The 24,319-nt window shown below is 66.5% G+C and carries 20 protein-coding genes; 10 read left to right on the forward strand and 10 right to left on the reverse strand.

All coding sequences use genetic code 11. From position 1 onward, the window contains the following. The first annotated feature begins 1 nt into the window (after position 1). From lysS to AC1DOM_RS08420, 4 genes are all read left to right on the forward strand, one after another. Positions 2–1,522 carry a lysine--tRNA ligase gene (lysS, locus tag AC1DOM_RS08405; RefSeq protein WP_498962162.1) on the forward strand — a complete coding sequence of 507 codons (1,521 nt, stop codon included), beginning with the start codon at positions 2–4 and terminating at the stop codon, positions 1,520–1,522. Positions 1,523–1,609: 87 nt separating this feature from the next. Beyond that, positions 1,610–1,981, forward strand: a complete 372-nt coding sequence (locus AC1DOM_RS08410; protein ID WP_498962165.1) for a PilZ domain-containing protein — start codon at positions 1,610–1,612, stop codon at positions 1,979–1,981. A 114-nt stretch (positions 1,982–2,095) separates the two neighbouring features. Then, entirely contained in the window at positions 2,096–3,172 is a 1,077-nt protein-coding gene (locus AC1DOM_RS08415) for an HD domain-containing phosphohydrolase (protein ID WP_498962167.1), read from the forward strand. Beyond that, the gene (locus AC1DOM_RS08420) at positions 3,172–5,355 is read left to right on the forward strand and encodes an ATP-binding protein (RefSeq protein ID WP_498962499.1); all 2,184 of its coding nucleotides are present in this window, start codon (positions 3,172–3,174) and stop codon (positions 5,353–5,355) included. Before AC1DOM_RS08415 ends, AC1DOM_RS08420 begins: the two co-directional genes overlap by 1 nt. A gap of 47 nt (positions 5,356–5,402) precedes the next feature. On the opposite strand, the gene AC1DOM_RS08425 is transcribed toward AC1DOM_RS08420, so the two are convergent. Together AC1DOM_RS08425 and AC1DOM_RS08430 are read right to left on the reverse strand one after the other, a co-directional pair. Beyond that, entirely contained in the window at positions 5,403–6,275 is an 873-nt protein-coding gene (locus AC1DOM_RS08425; protein ID WP_498962169.1) for a crotonase/enoyl-CoA hydratase family protein, read from the reverse strand. Between the two features lie 175 nt (positions 6,276–6,450). Next, entirely contained in the window at positions 6,451–8,133 is a 1,683-nt protein-coding gene (locus AC1DOM_RS08430) for a long-chain fatty acid--CoA ligase (RefSeq protein ID WP_498962171.1), read from the reverse strand. Between the two features lie 145 nt (positions 8,134–8,278). Between AC1DOM_RS08430 and AC1DOM_RS08435 the strand changes: the two genes are divergently transcribed. Then, positions 8,279–8,704, forward strand: coding sequence for a nuclear transport factor 2 family protein (locus AC1DOM_RS08435; RefSeq protein WP_498962173.1), 426 nt, complete (start codon positions 8,279–8,281; stop codon positions 8,702–8,704). 51 nt (positions 8,705–8,755) lie between these two features. Here the strand turns inward: AC1DOM_RS08435 and acnA are convergent, their stop codons facing one another. The 4 genes from acnA to AC1DOM_RS08455 all read right to left on the reverse strand — a co-directional run bounded on the left by acnA (position 8,756) and on the right by AC1DOM_RS08455 (position 13,905). Beyond that, the gene (gene acnA, locus AC1DOM_RS08440; protein ID WP_498962175.1) at positions 8,756–11,527 is read right to left on the reverse strand and encodes an aconitate hydratase AcnA; all 2,772 of its coding nucleotides are present in this window, start codon (positions 11,525–11,527) and stop codon (positions 8,756–8,758) included. Positions 11,528–11,649: 122 nt separating this feature from the next. Then, a complete protein-coding gene (gene hflD / locus AC1DOM_RS08445; RefSeq protein WP_498962177.1) occupies positions 11,650–12,282 on the reverse strand; it encodes a high frequency lysogenization protein HflD in 633 nt (210 codons plus the stop codon). A 19-nt stretch (positions 12,283–12,301) separates the two neighbouring features. Further along, a complete protein-coding gene (gene mnmA, locus AC1DOM_RS08450) occupies positions 12,302–13,399 on the reverse strand; it encodes a tRNA 2-thiouridine(34) synthase MnmA (protein WP_498962501.1) in 1,098 nt (365 codons plus the stop codon). A 44-nt stretch (positions 13,400–13,443) separates the two neighbouring features. Beyond that, positions 13,444–13,905 carry an NUDIX hydrolase gene (locus AC1DOM_RS08455; RefSeq protein WP_498962179.1) on the reverse strand — a complete coding sequence of 154 codons (462 nt, stop codon included), beginning with the start codon at positions 13,903–13,905 and terminating at the stop codon, positions 13,444–13,446. Between the two features lie 125 nt (positions 13,906–14,030). Between AC1DOM_RS08455 and clpS the strand changes: the two genes are divergently transcribed. Further along, positions 14,031–14,351, forward strand: coding sequence for an ATP-dependent Clp protease adapter ClpS (gene clpS, locus AC1DOM_RS08460; protein ID WP_498962181.1), 321 nt, complete (start codon positions 14,031–14,033; stop codon positions 14,349–14,351). Between the two features lie 119 nt (positions 14,352–14,470). After that, on the forward strand, positions 14,471–16,741 hold the full coding sequence (gene clpA / locus AC1DOM_RS08465) for an ATP-dependent Clp protease ATP-binding subunit ClpA (RefSeq protein ID WP_498962183.1): 2,271 nt from the start codon (positions 14,471–14,473) through the stop codon (positions 16,739–16,741). Positions 16,742–16,810: 69 nt separating this feature from the next. On the opposite strand, the gene infA is transcribed toward clpA, so the two are convergent. The 4 genes from infA to trxB form a co-directional block, all read right to left on the reverse strand. Further along, complete coding sequence (gene infA / locus AC1DOM_RS08470; RefSeq protein ID WP_036168934.1) at positions 16,811–17,029, reverse strand: translation initiation factor IF-1; 219 nt, start codon at positions 17,027–17,029, stop codon at positions 16,811–16,813. Positions 17,030–17,122: 93 nt separating this feature from the next. Next, positions 17,123–17,869: a leucyl/phenylalanyl-tRNA--protein transferase gene (aat, locus tag AC1DOM_RS08475; RefSeq protein ID WP_498962185.1), complete on the reverse strand. Its 747-nt coding sequence runs from the start codon at positions 17,867–17,869 to the stop codon at positions 17,123–17,125. Beyond that, positions 17,866–18,984 (reverse strand): GNAT family N-acetyltransferase, encoded by a 1,119-nt coding sequence (locus AC1DOM_RS08480; protein WP_498962187.1) that lies wholly within the window; start codon positions 18,982–18,984, stop codon positions 17,866–17,868. Before AC1DOM_RS08480 ends, aat begins: the two co-directional genes overlap by 4 nt. Positions 18,985–18,993: 9 nt before the next feature. After that, on the reverse strand, positions 18,994–19,947 hold the full coding sequence (trxB, locus tag AC1DOM_RS08485; RefSeq protein ID WP_498962189.1) for a thioredoxin-disulfide reductase: 954 nt from the start codon (positions 19,945–19,947) through the stop codon (positions 18,994–18,996). A 132-nt stretch (positions 19,948–20,079) separates the two neighbouring features. Here trxB and ald point away from each other — a divergent pair, with 132 nt between their 5' ends. The 3 genes from ald to lolA all read left to right on the forward strand — a co-directional run bounded on the left by ald (position 20,080) and on the right by lolA (position 24,318). Further along, positions 20,080–21,147: an alanine dehydrogenase gene (ald, locus tag AC1DOM_RS08490; RefSeq protein WP_498962191.1), complete on the forward strand. Its 1,068-nt coding sequence runs from the start codon at positions 20,080–20,082 to the stop codon at positions 21,145–21,147. Between the two features lie 60 nt (positions 21,148–21,207). Then, positions 21,208–23,556 carry a DNA translocase FtsK gene (locus AC1DOM_RS08495; RefSeq protein WP_498962193.1) on the forward strand — a complete coding sequence of 783 codons (2,349 nt, stop codon included), beginning with the start codon at positions 21,208–21,210 and terminating at the stop codon, positions 23,554–23,556. A gap of 144 nt (positions 23,557–23,700) precedes the next feature. Continuing rightward, positions 23,701–24,318 carry an outer membrane lipoprotein periplasmic chaperone LolA gene (gene lolA, locus AC1DOM_RS08500; RefSeq protein ID WP_498962195.1) on the forward strand — a complete coding sequence of 206 codons (618 nt, stop codon included), beginning with the start codon at positions 23,701–23,703 and terminating at the stop codon, positions 24,316–24,318. Position 24,319: the final 1 nt, after the last annotated feature.

The following is a 24,319-nucleotide window of genomic DNA, read 5'->3' on the forward strand; positions in this document are numbered from 1 at the left end:
GATGACGATGACCGACGACACCCAGCCGCAACACGACGAAAACCACCTGATCGCCGAGCGCCGCGCGAAACTCGCGCAGTTGCGTACGCAGGGCAACGCGTTCCCGAACGACTTCCGTCGCGAAGACCACGCCGGCGACCTGCAGGCCGATTACGCCGACGCCGAAACCTGGACGGGCGAAGCGCTCGAAGCGCAGGGCCGCCGCGTGAAACTCGCCGGCCGCATGCTGGCCAAGCGCGTGATGGGCAAGGCGGCGTTCGCGCAGGTGCAGGACGTCAGCGGTCGCATCCAGTTGTTCCTGCAATCCAACACGCTGGGCGAAACCTACGACGCCTTCAAGGGCTGGGACGCCGGCGACATCCTCGCGGCCGAAGGCACGCTGATGCGCACCAAGACCGGCGAGTTGTCGGTCAAGGTCGATGCGCTGCGCCTGCTGACCAAGTCGCTGCGCCCACTGCCGGACAAGTGGCACGGCCTGGCGGATGTCGAGCAGCGTTATCGCCAGCGTTACGTCGACCTGATCGTGACGCCCGAGGCGCGCGATGTGTTCGTCAAGCGTTCGCAGGTCATCGGCGCGATCCGCCGCTGGCTCGACGCGCGCCGCTTCCTGGAAGTGGAAACGCCGATGATGCATTACATCGTCGGCGGCGCCACCGCCAAGCCGTTCACCACGCACCACAACGCACTGGGCCTGGACCTGTTCCTGCGCGTGGCGCCGGAGCTGTATCTCAAGCGCCTGGTCGTGGGCGGTTTCGAGCGCGTGTACGAGATCAACCGCAACTTCCGCAACGAAGGCGTCAGCACCCGGCACAACCCGGAGTTCACGATGCTGGAGTTGTACGAGGCTTACGCCACGTACGACGAGGTCATGGACCTGACCGAGGACATGATCCGCCACGCCGCGCAGGAAGCCATCGGCACCACCGCGCTGACGTGGGAAGGCAATGCGATCGACATCGGCCCGCGCTTCCGTCGCTGGAAGCTCGAAGAAGCCGTGCGCGAACACAACCCCGAAATCACCGCCGCCGATTGCCGCGACCGCGCCGCACTCGCGCGCCATTGCGAGCGTTTGCGCATCCCGGTGAAGCCGGGTTACGGCTGGGGAAAGCTGCTGCTGGAAATTTTCGAAAAGACCGTGGAAACCGGCCTGATCCAGCCGACCTTCATTACCCACTATCCGGTGGAAGTCTCGCCGCTCGCGCGCGAATCGGACACCGAACCGGGGATCACGGATCGCTTCGAGCTCTTCGTCGGCGGCAAGGAACTGGCCAACGGCTTCTCCGAGCTGAACGATCCGGAAGACCAGGCGGCGCGTTTCCGCGCGCAGGTCGAGGCGAAGGAAGGCGGCGACGACGAGGCGATGCACTACGACGCCGATTACATCCGCGCCCTCGAAGTCGGCCTGCCGCCGACCGGTGGCCTGGGCGTGGGCATCGATCGCCTGGTCATGCTGCTGACCGATTCGGACTCGATCCGCGACGTGCTGCTGTTCCCCTACATGCGACCGGAAGCGCACGGTTGAGCGCTCTTCGCGGCCGGGATGTCCGCTGGTGGTGCCCTTGCCCGTAGAAACCGGGAACAGGGGAAGCATCGGCGGTACACCATGGGCATGGCGCCGACGGCGCAGTCCGACATCCGGCGCTCGCGCGTGTACGTGGAAGGCGAGGCGCTCATCCGGGGGCCGGAAGGCGACTTCCGCGCGCCCCTGCACGACCTGTCGATCTCCGGCCTTCACATGCTTCGTCCGCCCGGCTTCGCCTTGCGCGTGGGGCAGGCGGTGGAGGTCGAGGTGCGTTGCGGGCCGGCGGAGGCGGGGATCGAGTTCCTCCTCATGGCGCGCGTTGCACGCACCGATTCGGATACCGTGGGCCTGCGCTTCGCACCGATGCCCGACCGCATGGCGCGAACGCTGGAACGCGTGCTTTCGCGTTACGGCACCCTGCACACGGGCGGCCCCGACGAACGGCGGGGGCGCCGTTGATCCCTTGCGTTGCGGACGCCGTCGCGGATTGCACTGCCGTTCCGTATTCCCCGCCGTCCGGCGGGGTATGCTCCCGGCCAACGCCGGGGGAAGGATTCCGGGGGGCGCCAACGCATGCGGGTCAATGAAGTGAACGTGGTCATCGTCGACGACCAGACATCGGCGCGCACGATGTTGCGCCATATCCTCGAGGACATCGGTCCCGAGTTGGCCGTGCACGATTTCGGCGATCCCACCGCGGCGCTGACCTGGTGCGAGAACAACCGGCCCGACCTGTTGCTCCTGGACTACCGCATGCCCGGCATGGATGGCCTGGAGTTCGCGCGCCGCTTCCGCCGCCCGCCGGTGCACCGCGACGTGCCGATCGTGCTGGTCACCGTGGTCGGCGACGAACCCGTCCGCCAGGCCGCGCTCGAAGCCGGCGTGATCGACTTCCTGGTCAAGCCCGTGCGCCCGCGCGAACTGCGTGCGCGTTGCCGCAACCTGTTGCACCTGCGCCAGCAGGCCGAGACGGTGAAGCAGCGCGCGCTCTCGCTCGAACAACGCCTGCTCTCGAGCATGAACGAAGTCGAGGAGCGCGAACGCGAAACGCTGTCGCGCCTCGCACGCGCCATCGAATACCGCGACATCGGCACCAGCGCCTACCTGGAACGCATGGCGCATGTTGCCGGGCTCATCGCCGAAGGCCTGGGTCTGACGGAAGAAGAAGCCCGCCTGATCGAACTCGCCGCGCCCCTGCACGACATGGGCAAGATCGCGATCCCCGACGCCATCCTGCTCAAGCCCGGTCCGCTGACGGACCAGGAGACGCAGATCATGCGTCGCCATCCGCGCATCGGCCACGAGTTGCTGAGCGGCAGCCAGAGCCGCTTCATCCAGACCGGCGCGACCGTCGCGCTGCGCCACCACGAGCGCTACGACGGCAGCGGTTATCCCGACGGCCTGGTCGGCGAAGCGATCCCGCTGGAAGCGCGCATCGTCGCCGTGGCCGACGTGTTCGACGCATTGATTTCGCCGCGCCCGTACAAGGATGCGTGGACGATCGAGGCGGCGCTTGCGTTCCTCTACGCGCAACGCGGCCGCCTGTTCGATCCCAAGTGCGTCGAAGTGCTGATCAAGCAGCGCGCACGCCTCGACGATATCTGCCAGCGCTTCTCCACCGTCAGCGCGCGGCCGGCCCTGGAAGCCTGATCGTGGCGTTCGCGGCACTCCGGCAGCGTTTGATCAACCGGCCCGACAGCGAACACGGGCAGGCGCTGGTCCGCCTGGCGGTGCTGTCGGTCGTGCTGGTGTACCTGCTGGTGCGCGGCCCGGGTTCGGAACCGTGGGCCGAATATCGCGACGTGTTGCTGATGGTCGGCACCGGTTTCGCCGTGGGCCTGGCGATCGTGTTGTCGATCGTCGCGCGCCCGGGCGTTTCGCACGTGCGGCGCGCGATCGGCATGTTGTCGGACTACGGGCTCATGGGCCTGGCGATGGTCCGCATGGGCGAACCGCTCGCGTGGGTCTACGTCATCCTGATGTGGGTGACGGTCGGCAACGGCCTGCGCTTCGGCAACCGCTACCTGTACCTCGCCGTCGCGGGTGCGGTGACGAGCTTCGGTTGCACGCTCCTCTTCAGCGATTACTGGCGCGCCAACAGCAGCCTGGGCATCGGTTTGCTCGTCGGCCTGGTGGCTGTGCCCTTGTATCTGTCGGGCCTGTTGCGCGCATTGACGAAGGCCACCGAGGAGGCACGGCGCGCCAACGAGGCGAAGAGCCGCTTCCTGGCGAACATGAGCCACGAGTTCCGCACGCCCTTGAACGGCCTTGCGGGCATGTCGGAACTGTTGGCCACCACGCGCCTGGACGCCGAACAGCGCGAGTGCCTCAACACCATCCAGGCCTCCACGCGGACCTTGCTGTCCCTGGTGGAGGACGTGCTCGACATCTCCGCCATCGAGGCGGGCAAGCTCAAGCTGCACGCGGTCGAATTCTCGCTGGCCGAAATGCTCGAGAACATCGGCGCGATCCTGCAGCCCACCGCGCGCAACAAGCGCATCGAGTACATCGCGCGCCTGGCGCCGGACGTGCCCGATCGCGTGATCGGCGACGCCGGCCACGTGCGCCAGGTGCTGATCAACCTGGCGGGCAATGCCATCAAGTTCACCGACGAAGGCTCGGTGCGCCTGGAAGTCGCGCTCGCGCATCCCGACTCCGACGGCAAGCAGGTGCGCCTGCGTTTCACCGTCATCGATACGGGCATCGGCATTCCGGCGGCGGCGCGCGCGCGTTTGTTCGAAGCTTTCGAACAGGCCGATGCGAGCCTGTCGCGCCGTTACGGCGGCACGGGCCTGGGCACCACGATCGCCAAGGGCCTGACCGAAGCGATGGGAGGCAGCATCGGCTTCGAGAGCTCCGAGAAGCGGGGCAGCCGGTTCTGGGTCGAATTGCCTTTCGACCAGGTGGAAGTCGTGCCCGTCGCCAGGCCTGCACCGGCGGTCGAAGGGAAGCCCGCGGCGCCGGCGCCGGTGTCCTTCGGCGACACCGCGGCCAACGTCATCGCCTTCGGCGATCCGTTCCTGCGCCATCGCGCGCGCGTGCGGTCGCTCGAGCTGCTCATCGCCGACGACCACGCCGCCAACCGCATGGTGCTGCAACGCCTGCTGCAGAAGGCGGGGCATCGCGTGACCAGCGTCGCCGACGGCGAGGAAGTGCTCGACGCGATGTCGGCCAACACCTTCGACGCGGCGATCGTCGACCTGCACATGCCCGGCGTCAGCGGCCTGGACCTGTTGCGCGAGTTGCGCGTGATGGAAGCCGGCGGCGGCAAGCGCACGCCCGTCATCGTGCTCACCGCGGATGTCACGCCGGAGGCCATCCAGCAATGCGCGCAAGCCGGTGCCCGCGCGTTCCTGCCCAAGCCCGTGGTGGCGGCGCGCCTGCTCGACACGCTGGCGGAAGTCGCCATCAGCGGCCAGGCGAACGTGCAGGCGGCCAACCCGCGCATCGAGCTGCCGGTGTCGGAGGACGATTTCGATCCGGGCGTCCTCGAGGAGCTCGGCTCACTCGGGATGGGGGAGACCTTCGTCCGCGAGTTCATCGCCCAATGTCTGCGCGACGCCGAGACCTGCCTTGCGTCGCTGGAAAAGTCCGGCGAAGCCGGCGATTGGGCGGCGGTGCGCGATCACGCGCACGCGCTGAAGGGTGTGTCGAGCAACCTGGGCCTGGTGAAGCTCGCCGCGGCCAGCAGCGAGTGGATGCGCATCCCCGAGTGGCAACTCACGCGCGAATGGCGCCCACGGCTGACCGTGCTGCGCGAACGCATGGCGCAAGGCCGGGCTGCGCTGGACGCGCGCGGGCATCGTGCCGCGCGCGACAACGAAAACAGCTAGATCTGCCGAAACACGACGTCAGGTCGAGCGGTCGATCCCTGTCTTGATCAGGCGGCGGCTTCGGCTCCCGAGCGGCGCTCCTGCGCGCGGACGATGCGGTCCATGGTCTTGAGCGAACGATCGCCCAGCGCCAGCGCCGTATCCACCCACACTTCGGTGATGCCCATCAGCTCGTCGTAACCCACCGGCTGCGCGATCTGGCGCACCTGGTTGAGCGCGAGATGCGAATGCGGCGAACGCTGCTGCTGGCGGATCAGGTCCTGCACGGCCAGCTCGCCTTCGCCCTTCGGCACGAGGATGTCGACGACGCCCAGCTTGAACAGTTCTTCGCTCGAATAGATCTGGCCGCTGAGGATCATCTTCTCGGCCTGCTGCGGCGAGACGCGCTTGCAGAGGAAGGAGTAGGCGCCCATGCCCGGGAACAGGCCGAACAACACTTCCGGCAGGCCCATGCCCACGCCTTCTTCGGCGACGATCGTGTGGCAGGACAGCGCGAGTTCCATGCCGCCGCCGAGGGCGTCGCCCTGGACCAGCGCGATGGTGCGCACGTCGCCGCCCAGTCCGCCGTGGATGCTGTGCACGCCATCGATGCAGCGGCGCGCATAGGCCAGCAGTTGCTCGCGGTTGTTTTCACGAATGAGGCGAGCGAACAGTTCGAGGTCGCCGCCGAGATTGAACGCGGGGGCGTCCGAGGCGATCACGACGTGGCGCAGGTTGCCGGGATGGCGCTGGCCCTTGTTGAGCGTGATGCTGCTGAGGTAACGCCACATCTCGTCCATCAGTTCCGTGCGGAAACACGGACGGATGCCGGTGCCGGCGTCGGCGTGCATGTAGAGCCAATGGGCCGCGCCCGACGGCTCTGCTTCGACACGCAGGGTGGGATAGCGATGGCTGCGCTGCAGCTTCTCGATGTTGCTCATGTTGGTGTTTCCCCTTGGGAGCCCGTCCGCGAACAGGGGTGGGTAGCGGGCGGGCGAATGACCCACGCAGGGGATGCTACACCCGGTGAAACGTCGTCGCCGGGTGAAAATGCAAGCGTTTCCAGTCACGGGGCGACGGACGGTAGCCATTGGCGACCAATCCGCCGATTGCAGGTCAGCGCTTGGCTGATTGCTCCCGGAGCTCGCGTCTCAGGATCTTGCCGACGTTCGTCTTCGGCAGCTCGGTGCGGAACTCCACGTACTTGGGCTGCTTGTACCCGGTGAGGTTCTCGCGGGCATGCGCCTTGACCTCTTCGGCCGTCAGGTTCGGGTCCTTGCGGACGATGACGACCTTGACCGCCTCGCCGGACTTCTCGTCGGGCACGCCGACCGCACCGACTTCCAGGACGCCCGGCAACATCGCGATCACGTCCTCGACCTCGTTGGGGTACACGTTGAAGCCCGAGACCAGGATCATGTCCTTCTTGCGATCGACGATGTAGAAGAAGCCCTTCTCGTCCATCTTCGCCATGTCGCCGGTATGCAGCCAGCCGTCGGCATCCATGACGTTGGCGGTTTCGTCGGGGCGGTTCCAGTAGCCGCGCATGACCTGCGGGCCCTGGATGCACAACTCGCCGACTTCGCCCAGGGCGCTGACGATGTTGCCGTCCTCGTCCTTCAGGCAGGCATCGGTGGACGGAATCGGCAGGCCGATGGCGCCGTTGTACTCGGCCAGGTCCATCGGGTTGATGCACGCGGCGGGCGAGGTTTCGGTGAGGCCGTAGGCTTCGACCAGCGTGCAACCGGTGACCTGCTTCCAGCGCTCGGCCACCGCACGTTGCACGGCCATGCCGCCGCCCAGCGTGAGGTGCAGGCGCGAGAAATCGATGTCGGCGAAGCCCGGCGTGTTGAGCAGGCCGTTGAAGAGGGTGTTCACGCCGGTGATCGCGGTGAACGGGATCTTCTTCAACTCTTTCACGAACCCGGGCATGTCGCGCGGATTGGTGATCAGGTGGTTGTGGCCGCCGAACTTCATGAAGACCAGGCCGTTCGCCGTCAACGCGAAGATGTGGTACAGCGGCAACGCGGTGATGATGGTTTCTTCGCCGTAACGCACGTTGGTGCCGATCCACGCAGCGGCCTGCTGCATGTTGGCCACGAGGTTGCGGTGGGTGAGCATCGCGCCCTTCGCCACGCCCGTCGTACCGCCGGTGTATTGCAGGAACGCGAGATCCTGCGGATCGATCGCGATGTCCGGCAGCGTGTGCATCTGCCCGAGCGTCAGCGCGTCGCGGAAGCGGATCGCGCCGTCGATGTCGTAGTCGGGCACCATCTTTTTCACGTGGCGCAGGACGAAGTTGACGATCGCGCCCTTCGGGAAACCGAGCATGTCGCCCAGGCCCGTGGTGATGACCTGCCGGACCTGCGTCTGCGCGAGCACTTCCTGCACCACCGCGCCGAAGTTGTCGAGCACGAGCAGCACGGTCGCACCCGAGTCGACGAGCTGGTGCTTGAGCTCGCGCGCGGTGTACATCGGGTTGGTATTGACCACCGTCAGGCCCGCGCGCAACACACCGAAGGTGGCGATGGGGTACTGCAGGCAGTTGGGCATCATGATCGCGACGCGATCGCCCTTCTTCAGCTTGAGCTCGCCGAGCAGGTAGGCTGCGAACTGCTGGCTCAGGCGGTCGACGTCGGCATAGGTGAGCGTCTTGCCCAGGTTGGAAAACGCGGGGCGGTCGCGATACTTTTCCAGCGAGGACTGCAGGACCGAAACGATGGACGGGAATTCATCGAGGTCGATCTGCGCCGGCACGCCTTGCGGGTAACTGGCCAACCACGGACGTGCCTGCTGCATGCGATCTCCCCGATGTAATCGCGTTCAAAACCAGAGGTGCGGTACCGATGCGGGACCGTACGGATCGCTCCCGATTGGAGCATAGGCACCAAACGCTGGCAAGGCGCCGTATCGGGCAATCTGTGTTGCTTCATGGGAGACAGCGATGCGGCGGTTCCTGAAAGTGGTGGCGATTGTTCTTGTGCTCGCGGCTTGTACGAGAACGCCGCCGGAACAATCGCTGCGCCGCACCATCGCGCAGATGCAGACCGCGATCGAAGCGCGCGACGCATCGACGCTGGCCGACGGCATCGCGCGGGATTTCATCGGCCCCGACGGCATGGACCGCAAGGCGGCGCAACGCCTGGCCGCGGTGGTGTTCCTGCAGAACAGGCAAGTGGGCGTGACCCTCGGTCCGCTCGACATCAAACTGCAACCCGGTGGGGCGACGGTCCATTGCACCGCGGCGATGACGGGCGGCGATTCGGCGTTGTTGCCGACGTCGGGTCAGGTGTACGACATCACCACGCAATGGCGGCAGGACGGCGAGGACTGGGAGCTGGTGAGCGCGGAGTGGGAGCCCAGGCTCTGAACGAAAAAAGGCGGCCCCGGGGCCGCCTTTTTCGTTGCGACACGGTGCGGATTACGCCGCTTTCTTCGCCGCCAGCTGGCGCAGCACGTAGTGCAGGATGCCGCCGTTGCGGAAGTACTCGACTTCCTTCGGGGTCAGCAACAGCACGCGCACGTCGAAACGCTTCTCGCCTTCCGGGCCGCGCGCGATGACCGTCGCCGTGCGCGACTTGCCGTCGTCCAGGCCGACGATGTCGATCGTCTCCGAGCCGGTCAGGCCCAGCGACTTCGCGTTTTCGCCTTCCATGAACTGCAAGGGCAGCACGCCCATGCCGACGAGGTTGGAGCGGTGGATGCGCTCGAAGCTCTCCGCCACGACCGCCTTGACGCCGAGCAGGTTGGTGCCCTTCGCCGCCCAGTCGCGCGACGAACCGGTGCCGTATTCCTTGCCCGCGAACACGACCAGCGGCACCTTGTCGGCCTTGTACTTCATCGCCGCATCGTAGATCGCGAGCTTTTCGCCCGGATTGCCGGCGCGGTCGAAGTACAGCGTGTTGCCGCCTTCCTCGCCGCCGAACATCAGGTTCTTGATGCGGATGTTGGCGAAGGTGCCGCGCACCATGACGTCGTCGTTGCCGCGGCGCGAACCGTAGCTGTTGAAGTCCGCCGGCTGCACGCCGCGCGCCTGCAGGAAACGGCCCGCCGGCGAATCCTTCTTGATGTTGCCGGCCGGCGAGATGTGGTCGGTGGTGATCGAATCGCCGAACAGGCCCATGACGCGCGCGCCATGGATGTCGTCGATCGAACCGATGTCCATCGTCATGCCGTCGAAGTAGGGCGGGTTCTTGATGTACGTCGAGGCCGCATCCCACTGGAAGGCCGCACCGTCGGGCGAGGCGATCTGGTTCCAGCGCGAATCGCCCTTGAACACGTCGGCGTAGTTCTGCGCGAACAACTCCGGACCGACGGTGGCGGAAATCATGTCGCCGATTTCCTTGTTGGTCGGCCAGATGTCGCGCAGGTACACGTCCTTGCCGTCTGCGCCGCGGCCGATCGGTTCGCTGACCAGGTCGATGTCGACCGTGCCGGAAATCGCGTAGGCGACGACCAGCGGCGGCGAGGCGAGGTAATTCATCTTCACTTCGGGATGCACGCGGCCTTCGAAGTTGCGGTTGCCCGAGAGCACCGAGGCAACGACGAGTTCGTTCTCCGCGATGCCCTTGGACACTTCGTCCGGCAGCGGGCCGGAGTTGCCGATGCACGTGGTGCAGCCGTAGCCCACCACGAAGAAGCCGAGCTTCTCCAGGTCGGCGAGCACGCCGGCCTTCCTGAGGTAATCGGTGACCACCAGCGAACCCGGGCCGAGCGAGGTCTTCACCCACGGCTTGACCTTGAGCCCGAGCTTGACCGCGTTGCGCGCGAGCAGGCCGGCGCCGAGCATCACGGCGGGGTTGGAGGTGTTGGTGCAGGAGGTGATCGCGGCGATCACGACCGAGCCGTCGGTGAGTTCGCAATCCTGGTCGGCGATGCGGATCTTCGACTTGGGCTTGGCGGCGAGGTGTTCGGCCTGCGGCTGGTCGCCGCCTTCGGCGTCGAAGCGCACGACTTCGTTCTTCTTCGCGCCGCGATTGGCGATCAGGCCTTCGAGGTTGGCGTGGAAGTTGTCCTTGACCTTCTCGAGCAGCACGCGGTCCTGCGGGCGCTTGGGACCGGCGAGCGAGGGCTTGACGTCGCCCAGGTCCAGTTCGAGCGTCGCCGAATACGTGGCGTGCGGCGAGTTCGCGTCATGCCACAGGCCCTGCGCCTTCGCGTAGGCCTCCACCAGCGCGATCTGCGCTTCGCTGCGGCCCGACAGGCGCATGTAGGTCAGGGCTTCGGCGTCGATCGGGAAGATGCCGCAGGTCGCGCCGTATTCGGGCGCCATGTTGGCGATCGTCGCGCGGTCGGCGAGCGGCAGGTGCTGCAGGCCGTCGCCGTAGAACTCGACGAACTTGCCGACCACGCCGAGGGCGCGGAGCATCTGGGTCACGGTGAGCACCAGGTCGGTGGCCGTCGTGCCTTCCGGCAGCCTGCCGGTGAGCTTGAAGCCCACGACCTGCGGGATGAGCATGGAGGACGGCTGGCCGAGCATCGCGGCTTCGGCTTCGATGCCGCCCACGCCCCAGCCGAGCACGCCGATGCCGTTGATCATCGTGGTGTGCGAGTCGGTGCCGAACACCGTGTCGGGGAAGGCCTGCAATTCGGTGCGGCCGTCCGGCGTCTGCACTTCGCGTTCGACGACCACGCGCGCCAGGTTCTCGAGGTTCACCTGGTGCACGATGCCGGTGTTCGGCGGCACGACCTTGAAGTTGTTCAGGGCCTTCTGGCCCCAGCGCAGGAAGCTGTAACGCTCCTTGTTGCGCGAGAACTCGATCTCGCCGTTGAGCTCCAGCGCATCGGCGCGTCCGAAGACGTCGACCTGCACCGAATGGTCGATCACCAGTTCGGAGGGGATCAGCGGATTGATGCGCGTGGCATCGCCGCCCAGGCGCTTGACCGCATCGCGCATCGCCGCCAGGTCCACCACGCACGGCACGCCGGTGAAGTCCTGCAGCACCACGCGCGCCGGCATGAAGGCGATCTCGGTGTCCGGCTCGTCCTTCGCATCCCACGTGGCGACCGCTTCGATGTGCTCGGGCGTCACCGTGACGCCGTCTTCGTGCCGCAGCAGGTTCTCGAGGAGGATCTTCATCGAGTACGGCAGCTTCGACAGGTCGAAACGCTGCCCGAGGCGGGGCAGGCTGTAGAAGGCGAGGGACTTGCCGTTGACGTCGAGTTGGGCGCGGGTGGCGAAGGAGTCGGCCATCGGTTGGGGCTCCGGTGTCTTGCGGGGTGGGGGCCGGCGCATCGCGGCAAGCCGCGGAATTGCCTGGGCCGAGCCCCGTAATTATGCCGGATCGGGGGTGTCCCCGCCCACCTTTGCCGTGTTCACAGACGCAAGTGCGATTGCACGGCGCCGACCATCGCGCGCCTGCGGATCACGAAATCCCAGAAGCTGCCGCCGAGTTGGCGCCACAGCACGGCCGAACGCAGGGCCGCGAGCAGCACCGCGCGGATCTCCGAAACGATGGCCGCCTGGCCGAGGTAATGCGGGTTGCCTTGCACCATCACGCGCGGGCGCAGGTGGCTCACCGTGTCGGCATACAACGTGCCGAGCGATTCGAGCACGTCCGGATGCGTGCTGCCCAGGCGCTGCGCGGTCGGCGCGAGCGCGAGGATGCCATCCTGCACTTTCTGCGCGGTCGCGCCTTCGCGCACGAAGCGGCGTTCGAGTTGCAGCACGGCGAAGGCCAGACGCGGCAGGAGTTCGTCGCGCGCATCGTTGCCGCGGGTGAAATAGTCGAGCAGCAACTGCATGCCCGGCGCGAGCGCGCGTTCGTCGCCATAGACCTCGACCGGCGTGTCCGCATCCAGGCGGAAGACGCTGTCGGTCGCCGTCTGCAGCACCGCGGTGTCGGCCTGGCCGGTTTCGGCGATCTGGCGCACCTGGCGCAAGGCCTGCGCGAGGCCGGCGAGCGCAAGCACGCGTTCTTCGATCGAATTGGCCGGGGCCGGGTTCATGCTCATTTGAGATCCGCCGTCATGCGTTCTGTCGCTCCTTCGAAAGCATCGCGTCGGTCCGTGCATCCGTGCGGGCGATGACCGCACCGCCGAGGCACGCATCGCCGTCGTACAGCACCAGCGATTGCCCGGGCGTGACCGCGCGCTGGCCACGGGCGAAGCGTACCGCCAGCGTGCCGTCGTCGGCGACCTCGACCGTACATTCCTCGTCACGCTGGCGATAGCGCGTCTGCGCGGTGCACGCGAAGCGCGCCGCCGGCGGGCTGCCGGCGATCCAGTGCGCGGCTTCCGACCAGAGCGTGGAGGAATACAGGTGCGGGCTGTCGCTGCCCTGGTCGACGACGAGCACGTTGTCGTTCACGTGCTTGTCGACCACGTACCACGGCGCCGGATCGCGACCGCGCACGCCGCCGATGTGCAGGCCTTCGCGCTGTCCGAGGGTGAAGAAGAAAACGCCGGGGTGTTCGCCGACCACGTTCCCCTGCGGATCGCGGATTTCGCCGGGCCGGGCAGGGAGGTAGCGCGCGAGGAATTCGCGGAAGTCGCGTTCGCCGATGAAGCAGATGCCGGTCGAATCCTTCTTGGCGTGCGTGGGCAGCGCAGCGTCGCGCGCGATCGCGCGGACCTGGTCCTTCGGCAGGTGGCCGAGCGGGAAGACCGTCGCCGCGAGTTGCGCCTGGCCGAGCTGGTGCAGGAAGTAACTCTGGTCCTTGTTGCGATCCACCGCACGCAGCAGGCGCACGCGACCGCCTTGATGATCCACGCGCGCGTAATGGCCCGTCGCGATGCGCTCGGCGCCCAGCGCATGCGCCGCATCGAGGAAATGCTTGAACTTGATCTCGCGGTTGCACAGCACGTCGGGGTTGGGCGTGCGGCCCGCGGCGTATTCGTCGAGGAAATGCTGGAACACTCCGTTCCAGTATTCGCCCGAGAAGTCGCGGAAGTGGATCGGGATGCCGAGCCGCCCGCACACGGCGACCGCATCGCGACGATCTTCGTCGGCGCGGCAGTCGCCGCTGCCGTCGTCGGCCCAGTTCTGCATGAAGAGCCCGGCGATCGGTTCGCCCTGGCCCTGCAGCAACAAGGCCGCGACCGACGAATCCACGCCGCCGGACATGCCGACGATGGTGCGCACCTGTGTTTTCGCGTCCACGCAGCGCCTCAGGCCAACTGCTGCACCATCGACAACGGATGTCGACGTCCGGCGAGATGGTCGGCCACCACGCGCCAGACCAGCGGGCTGCGATGGCGATCGCGCGCGGCCTCCAGTTCGGTGGGCGTCATCCACACCGTGCGTTCGATGCCGGTGTCGAGCGGGCGCGCGGGATCATGGTTTTCGGGTTCGGCGGCGAACGCGAAACGCAGGTAATGGCGGCCGGTTTCGGCCTTCCACTGGTAGGCGCCGACGAAGGCCGTCAAGCGCACGTCCCACCCGGTTTCCTCGCGCGTTTCGCGCAGGGCCGCGTCGACCAGGCTTTCATCGGGTTCCAGGTGGCCGGCGGGCTGGTTGAACACCAACGCGCCGTTCACCCGCTCCTCGACCATGAGCAGCCGCCCGTCGCGGACGACGATCGTCGCCACGGTGACGTCGGGTTGCCAGAAACGGCCTTCGCGGTAGCTCACGTGGGGTGTCGTCCTTGCGGGGGGTCAATGCGATTTCACCACGGGGCATTGTGACGGCCGCGGCTGGCGGCCGTCCAACGATGCGCGTGTCGGGAGGGCTTGCGCCCCTCCGTATAATCCCGCCCATGGCACGAAAGAACGAACAAGAGCGCGACCACGGCGCAATGGTGGAAACCAGCAAGCCCGAAACGGCGCGTCCGCCGCTGTATTCGGTCCTGTTGCTCAACGACGATTACACGCCGATGGACTTCGTCGTGGACGTTTTGATGAGGTTTTTCGCCATGAACCTGGAAAAGGCGACCCAGGTCATGCTGCACGTGCACACGCGCGGCCGCGGCGTGTGCGGAGTATTCACACGCGACGTCGCAGAGTCGAAGGTGGCGCAGGTGAATGAGTATGCAAGGGTCAACCAGCACCCCTTGCTGTGCACGATGGAAAAGGCGTAAACACCTCGCAACGGCCGTTGTCGGCAAGCCCTGACGAAGGCCACTGGAAAAGGTATTTGGCGTTCCCCATATAGGACGCTGGATACCTAACAGGGCCAAGCCGTCGGAGGCCACGCAACATGTTCAGCAAGGATCTCGAGCAGACCATCGGCCAGTGCTACAAGCGGGCACGCGAGGCCCGCCATGAGTTCATGACCGTGGAGCACCTGCTCCTCGCGCTCCTCGACAACCCATCGGCCGAAGCCGTGCTCAAGGCGATCGGCGCCGATTTCCCGCGCCTGCGCCACGAGCTGGAAAAGGCGATCGAAACCTCGGTCGCGCGGCTGGCGGACGACGACGGGCGCGACACGCAACCCACGCTGGGGTTCCAGCGCGTGTTGCAGCGCGCCGTCTACCACGTGCAGTCCTCGGGCAAGAAGGAAGTCACGGGTGCGAATGTCCTGGTCGCCATCTACGGCGAGAAGGATTCCCACGCCGTCTATTTCCTGAACCAGCAGGACGTCACGCGGCTGGATGTCGTCAACTATCTCTCGCACGGCATCACGCGCACGGGCGAAGGCGAGGAATCGCAGTCGCAGGACGAATCCCGCCAGGGCGAGGAGGGCGAACACAAGGGCGACGCGCTCGCCGAATTCGCCAGCAACCTCAACGACCTCGCGCTCGCCGGCAAGATCGATCCGCTGGTCGGCCGCGCCGATGAAGTCGAACGCACCATCCAGGTGCTGTGCCGCCGTCGCAAGAACAACCCGCTCTACGTCGGCGAAGCCGGCGTGGGCAAGACCGCGCTCGCCGAAGGACTGGCCAAGCGCATCGTCGAAGGCAACGTGCCCGAAGTGCTGGCCGACGCGGTGATCTACGCGCTCGACCTGGGCGCGCTGGTCGCGGGCACCAAGTACCGCGGCGATTTCGAGAAGCGCCTGAAGGCGGTGCTCGCGCAATTGAAGAAGCACCCCGGCGCGATCCTCTTCATCGACGAGATCCACACCATCATCGGCGCCGGCTCGGCGTCGGGCGGCACGATGGATGCGTCGAACCTGATCAAGCCCGTGCTGGCCTCGGGCGAGCTGCGTTGCATCGGTTCGACCACCTTCCAGGAATACCGCGGCATCTTCGAGAAGGACCGCGCGCTCGCGCGTCGCTTCCAGAAGATCGACATCGTCGAGCCGACGGTGGGCGAGACGGTCGAAATCCTGCACGGCCTCAAGCCGCGCTACGAATCGCACCACGGCGTGACCTACGCCGACGAAGCGCTGCAGGCCGCGGTCGACCTGTCGGTGAAGCACATCGGCGATCGCCTGCTGCCCGACAAGGCCATCGACGTGATCGACGAAGCCGGTGCACGCCAGCGCCTGTTGCCGGCCGCCGTGCGCAAGTCGCTGATCGATGTCGAGGAAATCGAAACCATCGTCGCGAAGATGGCGCGCATTCCGACCAAGCAGGTCAGCGCGTCGGACAAGGACGTGCTCAAGAACCTGGATCGCAACCTGAAGATGGTGATCTTCGGGCAGGACCCGGCGATCGACACGCTGGTCTCGGCGATCAAGCTCGCACGCTCCGGCCTGGGCAATCCCGACAAGCCGATCGGCAACTTCCTGTTCTCCGGCCCGACCGGCGTGGGCAAGACCGAAGTGACGCGCCAGCTCGCGCTGCAGCTGGGCATCGAGCTCGTGCGCTTCGACATGTCCGAGTACATGGAGCCGCATTCGGTCAGCCGCCTGATCGGCGCGCCTCCCGGTTACGTCGGGTTCGACCAGGGCGGCTTGTTGACCGAGAAGATCGTCAAGACGCCGCATTGCGTGCTGTTGCTCGACGAAGTCGAGAAGGCGCATCCGGACATCTTCAACATCCTGTTGCAGGTCATGGACCGCGGCGTGCTCACCGACACCAACGGGCGCGAGGCGAACTTCAAGAACGTGATCGTGGTGATGACGACCAATGCCGGCGCCGCGCAGGCCGCGCGTCGCACGATCGGTTTCACGCGCCAGGACCACAGCACCGACGCCATGGAAGTGATCCGTCGCAGCTTCAGCCCGGAATTCCGCAACCGCCTCGACGCGGTGGTGCAGTTCCAGGCGCTGGGCATGGACCACATCCTGCGCGTGGTCGACAAGTTCCTGATCGAGCTGGAAGTCCAGCTGCACGAGAAGGACGTGTCGATGTCGGCCACGCCGGCGGCGCGCGACTGGCTCGCCCAGCATGGCTTCGATCCGCTGATGGGCGCCCGCCCGATGGCCCGCGTGATCCAGGACAAGATCAAGCGGCCGCTCGCGGACGAGTTGCTGTTCGGCAAGCTGGTCGGCGGCGGCAAGGTGTCCATCGACGTGGTCGATGGCGAGCTGAAGGTCGAGGCGCAGCCCGAACCGGAGAAGCTGTTGCCGGTGACGGTCTGACCATCGAAACCGGCGCAAACGAAAAAGGCGACCCTCGGGTCGCCTTTTTCATTCAACCACTTGCGTGGTTTACTTCATACGGTACGTAATGCGCCCCTTGGTCAGGTCGTAAGGCGTCATTTCCACCTTGACCTTGTCGCCGGTGAGGATGCGGATGTAGTTCTTCCGCATGCGCCCGGAGATGTGGGCGATGATTTCGTGGCCGTTCTCGAGCTTCACCCGGAACATGGTGTTCGGGAGGGTTTCGGTGACCGTACCCTCGAACTCGATGACGTCGTCTTTGGCCATGTATTTCCTGATCGGATAGGGCGGTCCGGCGTTCGGCCGCCCGCAAAGTCGCGCATTCTGGCACGCGCGGCGCTGGAGCGCCAAGCGTCCGGTTCAGCCGGCGTGCGAGTCGGCGAGGGTGGCGGCGTTCAGTTCGCCGAAGCGCATCGTCCACGGGCCCGGTTCCACGGGCAGCCCGACCCGGTCGGCCACGATGCGCTGGAACGCCTCGCGCGGCAGCCGTTCGCCGCCCAGGCTGACCAGGTGCTCGTTCTCCACCTGTGCATCGATCAGCGGCCAACCCCATTCGTGGAGGCGGTGGGCGAGGGCGGCCAGGGCGACTTTCGAACCGCCCGAGACCGCGCTGTACATGCTCTCGGCGAAGAACATCCCGCCGACCGACACACCGTAGAGCCCGCCGACCAGGCGATCGCCGTCGAAGACTTCGACGCTGTGCGCATGCCCTTGTTCGTGCAGCGCGCCATACGCCCGACGCATCACCGGCACGATCCAGGTGCCGTGCTGGCCCGGGCGCGGGGCGGTCGCGCAAGCGTCGATCACCGCGTCGAACCGCGTGTCGGCGCGCACCACCCACGACGATCCGCGCAACCGGCGTCGGAACTTCGACGACAGCCGCACGCCCCCGTCGGTGCGGAACACCATGCGCGGATCGGGCGACCACCACAGGATCGGCTGCCCCGCGGAGAACCATGGGAAGATCCCGTGCCGATAAGCCGCCAGCAACCGCGGCACCGTCAGGTCGCCACCGACCGCCAGCAAGCCATCGGGCTCGCGCAGCGCCAGTTCCACCGGCGGAAACACCGGGTCGGGACCGAGCAACACGGGAATGCGCGTCGTCATTCGGAACGAAACGGCGAATGCGACCGCAACGTCGCGCAGTAGCGGCGCACCGATTCCGCTTCTTCCGCGCACCAGTGCGCGATCGCATCGGCGAAATCCTTCTCGCCGATCCAGTGTCGGCTGTGCACGAGCGTCGGCAGGAAACCACGCGCGAGTTTGTGTTCGCCTTGCGCGCCGGGTTCGAAACGGCGCAAGCCTTCGCGCAAGCAGTAATCGATGCCCTGGTAGTAGCAGGTTTCGAAATGCAGCCCGGGCATGAGGCGCGTCGCGCCCCAGTAACGTCCGTACAAGGTGTCGCCGCCGCGCAGGCAGAGTGCGCCGGCGATGATCTCGCCATCGAGTTCGGCCAGCATCATCACCAGGGCGCGCGGCATCGTGCGCGCCAGGTGGCGGAAGAAATCGAGCGTCAGCGCGGGCGTGTTGCCGTATTCGTGGAAGGTCTGCAGGTAGAAGCCGTACATCGCGGACAGATCGTCTTCGCTGGCTTCATCGCCATGCACGATCCGCATCTGCACGCCGGCGCGCGCGACCTTGGCGCGTTCCTGCCGGATGTTCTTGCGGTGCTTGTGGTCCATCGCCGCGAGGAAGGCATCGAAGTCGGCCCAGCCGCGATTTTCCCAGTGATATTGCACGTCGATGCGTGGAATCCAGTCCGCGTCGAAGGCCTGCGCCTCGTCGGCGCGGTGGAAGTTCACGTGCGCCGAGGACCACCCGGCTTCGCGCACCACCGCGACGATCGCCGCGGCCAACAACGCACGCGTTTGCGCATCGCGCGCGAGCAAGCGCGGGCCGGTGACGGGCGAGTAGGGCACGGCTCCGAGCCATTTCGGGAAATACGCCAGCCCGTGATGCGCATAGGCCTGCGCCCACGCATGGTCGAACACGAATTCCCCGTGCGAATTGCGCTTGCGATAGCCCGGCGCCGCGCCCACGAGCGTTTCACCGTCGAACAAGGCCAGGTGCGCAGGCACCCAGCCGAGCGACGCGCGCACGCATTGGTGTTCCTCCAGGCCCGCCAGGAACGCGTGCGCGACGAAGGGATTGCCGCCGTCGTGCAACGCGTCCCACGCATCGGCAGGCACATCGGTCAGCGCGCCGAGGATGCGCGCGTGCATCGGGCGGCCTCAGCCTTCCTTGTCGAGGAATTTCTCGGCATCGAGCGCGGCCATGCAGCCGAAGCCCGCGGACGTCACCGCCTGGCGATACACCTGGTCGGCGACGTCGCCGGCGGCGAACACGCCCGGCACGGAGGTCTGCGTCGCCATGCCCGACAGGCCGGAACGGATCTCGAGATACCCGTTGTGCATCGCCAGCTGGCCTTCGAACAAGGACGTGTTGGGCGTATGCCCGATCGCGACGAACAGGCCGTGGATGTCGAGGTCCTTCGTCGAACCATCCTGCGTGGACTTCAGGCGCAGACCGGTGACGCCGGCATCGTTGCCGATCACCTCGTCGACGGTGTGGTGCCAGATCGTTTCGATCTTGCCGGCCTGCACCTTCGCGAACAGCTTGTCCTGCATGATCTTTTCGGCGCGCAGCGTGTCGCGGCGATGCACGACGTACACCTTGCGCGCGATGTTCGACAGGTACAGCGCTTCCTCGACCGCGGTGTTGCCGCCGCCGATGACCGCCACGTCCATGTCCTTGAAGAAGAAGCCGTCGCACGTGGCGCACGCCGAGACACCGCGGCCCAGGAACTTCTGTTCCGATTCGATGCCCAGGTACTTCGCCGTCGCGCCCGTCGCGATGATCAGCGCATCGGCGGTGTATTCGCCCGAGTCGCCCTTCAGGCGGAAGGGACGCTGCGACAGGTCGGCCGTGTGGATCTGGTCGAAGATCACTTCGGTTTCGAAGCGCTCGGCGTGCTGCTGCATGCGCTCCATCAACGCCGGCCCCATCAGGCCGTGCGCATCGCCCGGCCAGTTGTCGACCTCGGTGGTCGTCATCAGCTGGCCGCCTTGCGCCAGGCCGGTGATCACCACCGGCTTGAGGTTGGCGCGCGCGGCGTAAACGGCCGCGGTCCAGCCGGCGGGGCCTGAGCCGAGGATGAGCAGGGAGACGTGCTTCGCAGAAGTCATGCAGGGGCGTCCGAATGGGAGTTCGCGTAAGATGCGCGACTGGTTTTTCATCCCACGTCGCGTCGCGGAATAGTGGCGGCGCCCCCTCGACAACACAAGGCGCTTGCGCCTCCCCACGAAGAGAACACTGCAATGCGGATCGGCGTCCCCAAGGAAACCAAGACCCTCGAAGGCCGCGTCGCGCTGGTGCCGGCGGCGGCAGGCGACCTCGTCAAGCGTGGCCACGAAGTGTGGCTGGAGCAGGGCGCGGGCCTGAAGAGCGGCTTCAAGGACGAGCAATACACGCAGCTCGGCGTGAAGATCGCCGCCGACGCGGCCGCCCTGTACGAGAAGGGCGAACTCATCGTGAAGGTCAAGGAGCCGATCGCCGGCGACCTCGCGCTGCTGCGCAAGGACCACCTGCTGTTCTGCTACCTGCACCTGGCGGCCGAGCCCAAGCTCACGCGCCAGTTGCTCGACATCGGCCTGACCGGCGTCGCGTTCGAAACCGTCGAGCTGCCCAACGGCGATCTGCCGCTGCTGGCGCCGATGTCGGTGATCGCCGGCAAGATCGCGGTGCAGGTGGGTACGCACCTGCTGCACCAGCCCGAAGGCGGCAAGGGCAAGCTGCTCGGCGGCCTGCCGTCGACCGAGCGCGGCAAGGTCGTGGTGTTCGGCGGCGGCAAGGCCGGCCGCGCGTCGGCCGAGCTCGCCGCGGCGGGCGGTTCGAACGTGGTCGTGTTCGAAATGCGCCAGGACCGCATGGAAGAAATGATGGCGATGGGCAACAACGTCACCGCGCTGTATCCCTACGCCGACGTCGTCGCGCGCGAAGTGGCCTCGGCCGACCTGGTCGTCGGCGCCGTGCTCGTGACCGGCGCCCGCGCGCCGCACGTGCTGACGCGCGAAATGCTCAAGGGCATGCAGGACGGTTCGGTCGTCGTCGACATCTCGATCGACCAGGGCGGCTGCTTCGAAACCTCGCGCCCGACCACCTGGAAGGAACCGACCTACGTCGAAGAGGGCGTCACCCACTTCTGCGTGACCAACATGCCGGGCGCCGTACCGCAGACCTCCTCGCAGGCCATCTGCGCGGCCATCCTGCCGTGGGTGAACAAGCTCGCTTCGGGCAACTGGCGCTCCAACGAGGCGCTCGTGCGCGGCATCAATGTGGAAGCCGGGAAAATCGTGCATCCGGCGCTGCAGGACATGAAAGTTTGACGTAGGATCAAGGCCCTAGGGGATACACCTAAAGGCAGGTCGTACGTGTCGGCAAGGCCGGTGGCTTTGGAAGGCGGGAAATCCAGGCGCAAGAACGCGGCGGCTCCGGCCGCCGCGGGCGGTGGCGTGCGCCGCCAGCGCCTGTGGCGCGACCTCGCGCTGATCGCCATCGCCCCCGTGCTCGCCTACCTGATGGCGAGCCTCTGGACCTTCTCGCCGGCCGATCCGGGCTGGTCGCATTCCGGCAGCGTCACGGCCCCCTTGCACAACTTCGGCGGCATCGTGGGGGCGTGGACCGCCGACGTGCTGCTGTACCTGTGCGGCTACGTCGCCTTCCTGCTGCCGATCATGCTCGGGCTCATCGCCTGGATCGCCTTGTTCGGCATGGACAGCGATGGCGACGGCGATGCGGACCTCGGGCCGGCGTTGCGCTTGGTCGGGATCGTCGGCTTCCTCGTTTCGGCGACGGGCTTCCTGCACCTGCGCATCGGCGGCGCGCCGGATTTCTCGGCGGGCAGCGGCGGCATCCTCGGCCAGATCGTCGGGCGTTCGCTGTACCACGGCTTCGGGCCGGTCGGCGCCAACCTGTTCCTCGTCGCGTTGTTGCTGATTTCCACCACGCTCGCCACCGGCATTTCGTGGCTGACGGTGATGGATCGCATCGGCGGGTGGGTGCTCAAGATTCCGCCGCTGTTCCGCCGCGGCACGCAGCAGGCGGCCGAATGGCAGCAGGCGCGCGCCTTGCGCGAAGAGCGCGAAGAGACGCGCAAGGTCGAAACCGAACTGCGCGCCAAGCGTGCGCCGGTCAAGATCGAACCGCCACCGGCGCCCGTCGTCGAAAAGAGCGATCGCGCCAAGCGCGAAACGCAGATCCCGCTGTTCCATACCGGCGACGGCACGGGCATTCCGCCGCTCGCGCTGCTCGACGATCCCAAGCCGCAGGTGAAGGGTTACAGCGAGGAAACGCTCGAGACGCTCTCGCGCCAGATCGAATTCAAGCTCAAGGATTTCCGCATCGATGCGCAGGTCGTCGGCGCCTATCCGGGCCCGGTGATCACGCGCTTCGAATTGGAGCCCGCGCCGGGCGTCAAGGTCAGCCAGATTTCCTCGCTCGACAAGGACATCGCGCGCGGCCTGTCGGTGAAGTCGGTGCGCGTGGTCGACGTCATCCCGGGCAAGTCGGTGGTCGGCCTGGAAACGCCGAACACCTCGCGCGAGATGATCTATCTCAGCGAGTTGCTCCGCTCGAAGGAATACGACAAGTCACCGAGCCCGCTGACGCTCGCACTCGGCAAGGACATCGCGGGCCGGCCGACGGTGGCCGACCTCGCGCGCATGCCGCACTTGCTGGTCGCCGGTACGACGGGCTCGGGTAAATCCGTCGCGGTCAACGCGATGGTGTTGTCGCTGTTGTACAAGGCGTCCGCGAAGGACGTGCGCATGTTGATGATCGACCCGAAGATGCTGGAGTTGTCCGTGTACCAGGGCATCCCGCACCTGCTGGCGCCGGTGGTCACCGACATGAAGGAAGCCGCCAACGGCCTGCGTTGGTGCGTGGCCGAGATGGAGCGCCGCTACAAGCTGATGTCCACCGTCGGCGTGCGCAACCTGGCCGGCTTCAACAAGAAAGTGAAGGACGCCATCGACGCCGGCCAGCCGTTGATGGATCCGCTGTTCAAGCCCAATCCGGAACTCGGCGAAGCACCGCGTCCGCTGGAAACGCTGCCCTTCATCGTCGTGTTTATCGACGAATTCGCCGACATGATGATGATCGTCGGCAAGAAGGTCGAAGAGCTCATCGCGCGTCTCGCGCAGAAGGCGCGTGCGGCGGGCATCCATCTGATCCTGGCCACGCAGCGTCCGTCGGTCGATGTCATCACCGGCCTGATCAAGGCGAACATCCCGACGCGCATCGCGTTCCAGGTTTCGAGCAAGATCGACTCGCGCACGATCCTCGACCAGTCGGGCGCCGAAACGCTGCTCGGCCACGGCGACATGCTCTACCTACCGCCGGGCACCGCGATGCCCGAACGCGTGCACGGCGCATTCGTCTCCGACGAAGAAGTGCATCGCGTCGTCGAACACCTCAAGCAGGTCGGCGGCAAGCCCGATTACATCGACGGCGTGCTGGACGAAGTGCAGACCCTGGGCGACGGCGTGGTCGTCGGCGCGACCGGCCTGCCCGAATCGGGCGGCGGTGGCGGCGATGAATCCGATCCGCTGTACGACGAAGCGGTGCGCATCGTGACCGAGACGCGGCGTGCGTCGATTTCCGGCGTGCAACGCCGCCTGAAGATCGGCTACAACCGCGCCGCGCGTTTGATCGAAGCGATGGAAGCGGCGGGCGTCGTAACGCCACCGGAGCACAACGGCGACCGCAGCGTCCTGGCCCCGCCGCCCCCCAAATAGCGCGTGGCTTTCATCCCCCTTCCAAGGGGGATCGAGCGCGCAAAGCGCGCTCGAGGAGGATAAACCCCCGCGCACACCCGTGATCCCCCATTCATGCTTTCCCGGGCAGACTTCGCCCCAACGACTTTCGTGGGACTTCCCGCCATGCGCCTGTTGACGCTCGCATTGACCACCGCGCTGTTCGCCACCGCCGCCCATGCCGGCGGCCGCGACGACCTCACCGCGTTCACGAAGAACCTCAAGGGCCTGGACGGTACGTTCACCCAGCAGGTCTTCGACGCCAACGGCAAGAAGAAGGAAGCTTCCAGCGGGCGCGTCGCGATGTCCGCACCGCGCAACTTCCGCTGGGAATACGCCAAGCCCTTCGAACAGTTGATCGTCGCCGACGGCAAGGCCGTGTGGGTCTACGACCCCGACCTCAAGCAAGTCACCAAGCGCGCGCAGGGCGTGGAAGAGCGCAGCTCGCCGCTCACCGCGCTGATCGATCCCACGCGCCTGGACAAGGAATTCGCGGTGACCGAGCTTCCCACCGCCGACGGCCTGGACTGGATCGAACTGCGCCCGCGCAGCCCCGACAACGCCAGCTTCGAATCCGCGCGCCTGGGCTTCGACAAGGCCGGCCTCAAGCACATGCGCATCGTCGACCAGTTGGGCCAGCGCACCGAACTGCAATTCTCGGCCTGGAAGAAGAACCCCGGTTTCGCGAAGGGCACGTTCTCCTTCGCGCCGCCGAAGGGCGTCGACATCGTCGCGGGCGGTTGAT

This window comes from Lysobacter sp. P5_B12 (assembly GCF_056400425.1).

Excerpts from the sequence above, each read along its gene's own strand:
- lysS (WP_498962162.1), top strand. The coding sequence starts at position 2 with ATGACGATGACCGACGACACCCAGCCGCAACACGACGAAAACCACCTG.
- AC1DOM_RS08410 (WP_498962165.1), top strand. The coding sequence starts at position 1,610 with ATGGCGCCGACGGCGCAGTCCGACATCCGGCGCTCGCGCGTGTACGTG.
- AC1DOM_RS08415 (WP_498962167.1), top strand. The coding sequence starts at position 2,096 with ATGCGGGTCAATGAAGTGAACGTGGTCATCGTCGACGACCAGACATCG.
- AC1DOM_RS08425 (WP_498962169.1), bottom strand. The coding sequence starts at position 6,275 with ATGAGCAACATCGAGAAGCTGCAGCGCAGCCATCGCTATCCCACCCTG.
- AC1DOM_RS08430 (WP_498962171.1), bottom strand. The coding sequence starts at position 8,133 with ATGCAGCAGGCACGTCCGTGGTTGGCCAGTTACCCGCAAGGCGTGCCG.
- AC1DOM_RS08435 (WP_498962173.1), top strand. The coding sequence starts at position 8,279 with ATGCGGCGGTTCCTGAAAGTGGTGGCGATTGTTCTTGTGCTCGCGGCT.
- acnA (WP_498962175.1), bottom strand. The coding sequence starts at position 11,527 with ATGGCCGACTCCTTCGCCACCCGCGCCCAACTCGACGTCAACGGCAAG.
- hflD (WP_498962177.1), bottom strand. The coding sequence starts at position 12,282 with ATGAACCCGGCCCCGGCCAATTCGATCGAAGAACGCGTGCTTGCGCTC.
- mnmA (WP_498962501.1), bottom strand. The coding sequence starts at position 13,399 with ATGTCCGGCGGCGTGGATTCGTCGGTCGCGGCCTTGTTGCTGCAGGGC.
- clpS (WP_498962181.1), top strand. The coding sequence starts at position 14,031 with ATGGCACGAAAGAACGAACAAGAGCGCGACCACGGCGCAATGGTGGAA.
- clpA (WP_498962183.1), top strand. The coding sequence starts at position 14,471 with ATGTTCAGCAAGGATCTCGAGCAGACCATCGGCCAGTGCTACAAGCGG.
- infA (WP_036168934.1), bottom strand. The coding sequence starts at position 17,029 with ATGGCCAAAGACGACGTCATCGAGTTCGAGGGTACGGTCACCGAAACC.
- aat (WP_498962185.1), bottom strand. The coding sequence starts at position 17,869 with ATGACGACGCGCATTCCCGTGTTGCTCGGTCCCGACCCGGTGTTTCCG.
- AC1DOM_RS08480 (WP_498962187.1), bottom strand. The coding sequence starts at position 18,984 with ATGCACGCGCGCATCCTCGGCGCGCTGACCGATGTGCCTGCCGATGCG.
- trxB (WP_498962189.1), bottom strand. The coding sequence starts at position 19,947 with ATGACTTCTGCGAAGCACGTCTCCCTGCTCATCCTCGGCTCAGGCCCC.
- ald (WP_498962191.1), top strand. The coding sequence starts at position 20,080 with ATGCGGATCGGCGTCCCCAAGGAAACCAAGACCCTCGAAGGCCGCGTC.
- lolA (WP_498962195.1), top strand. The coding sequence starts at position 23,701 with ATGCGCCTGTTGACGCTCGCATTGACCACCGCGCTGTTCGCCACCGCC.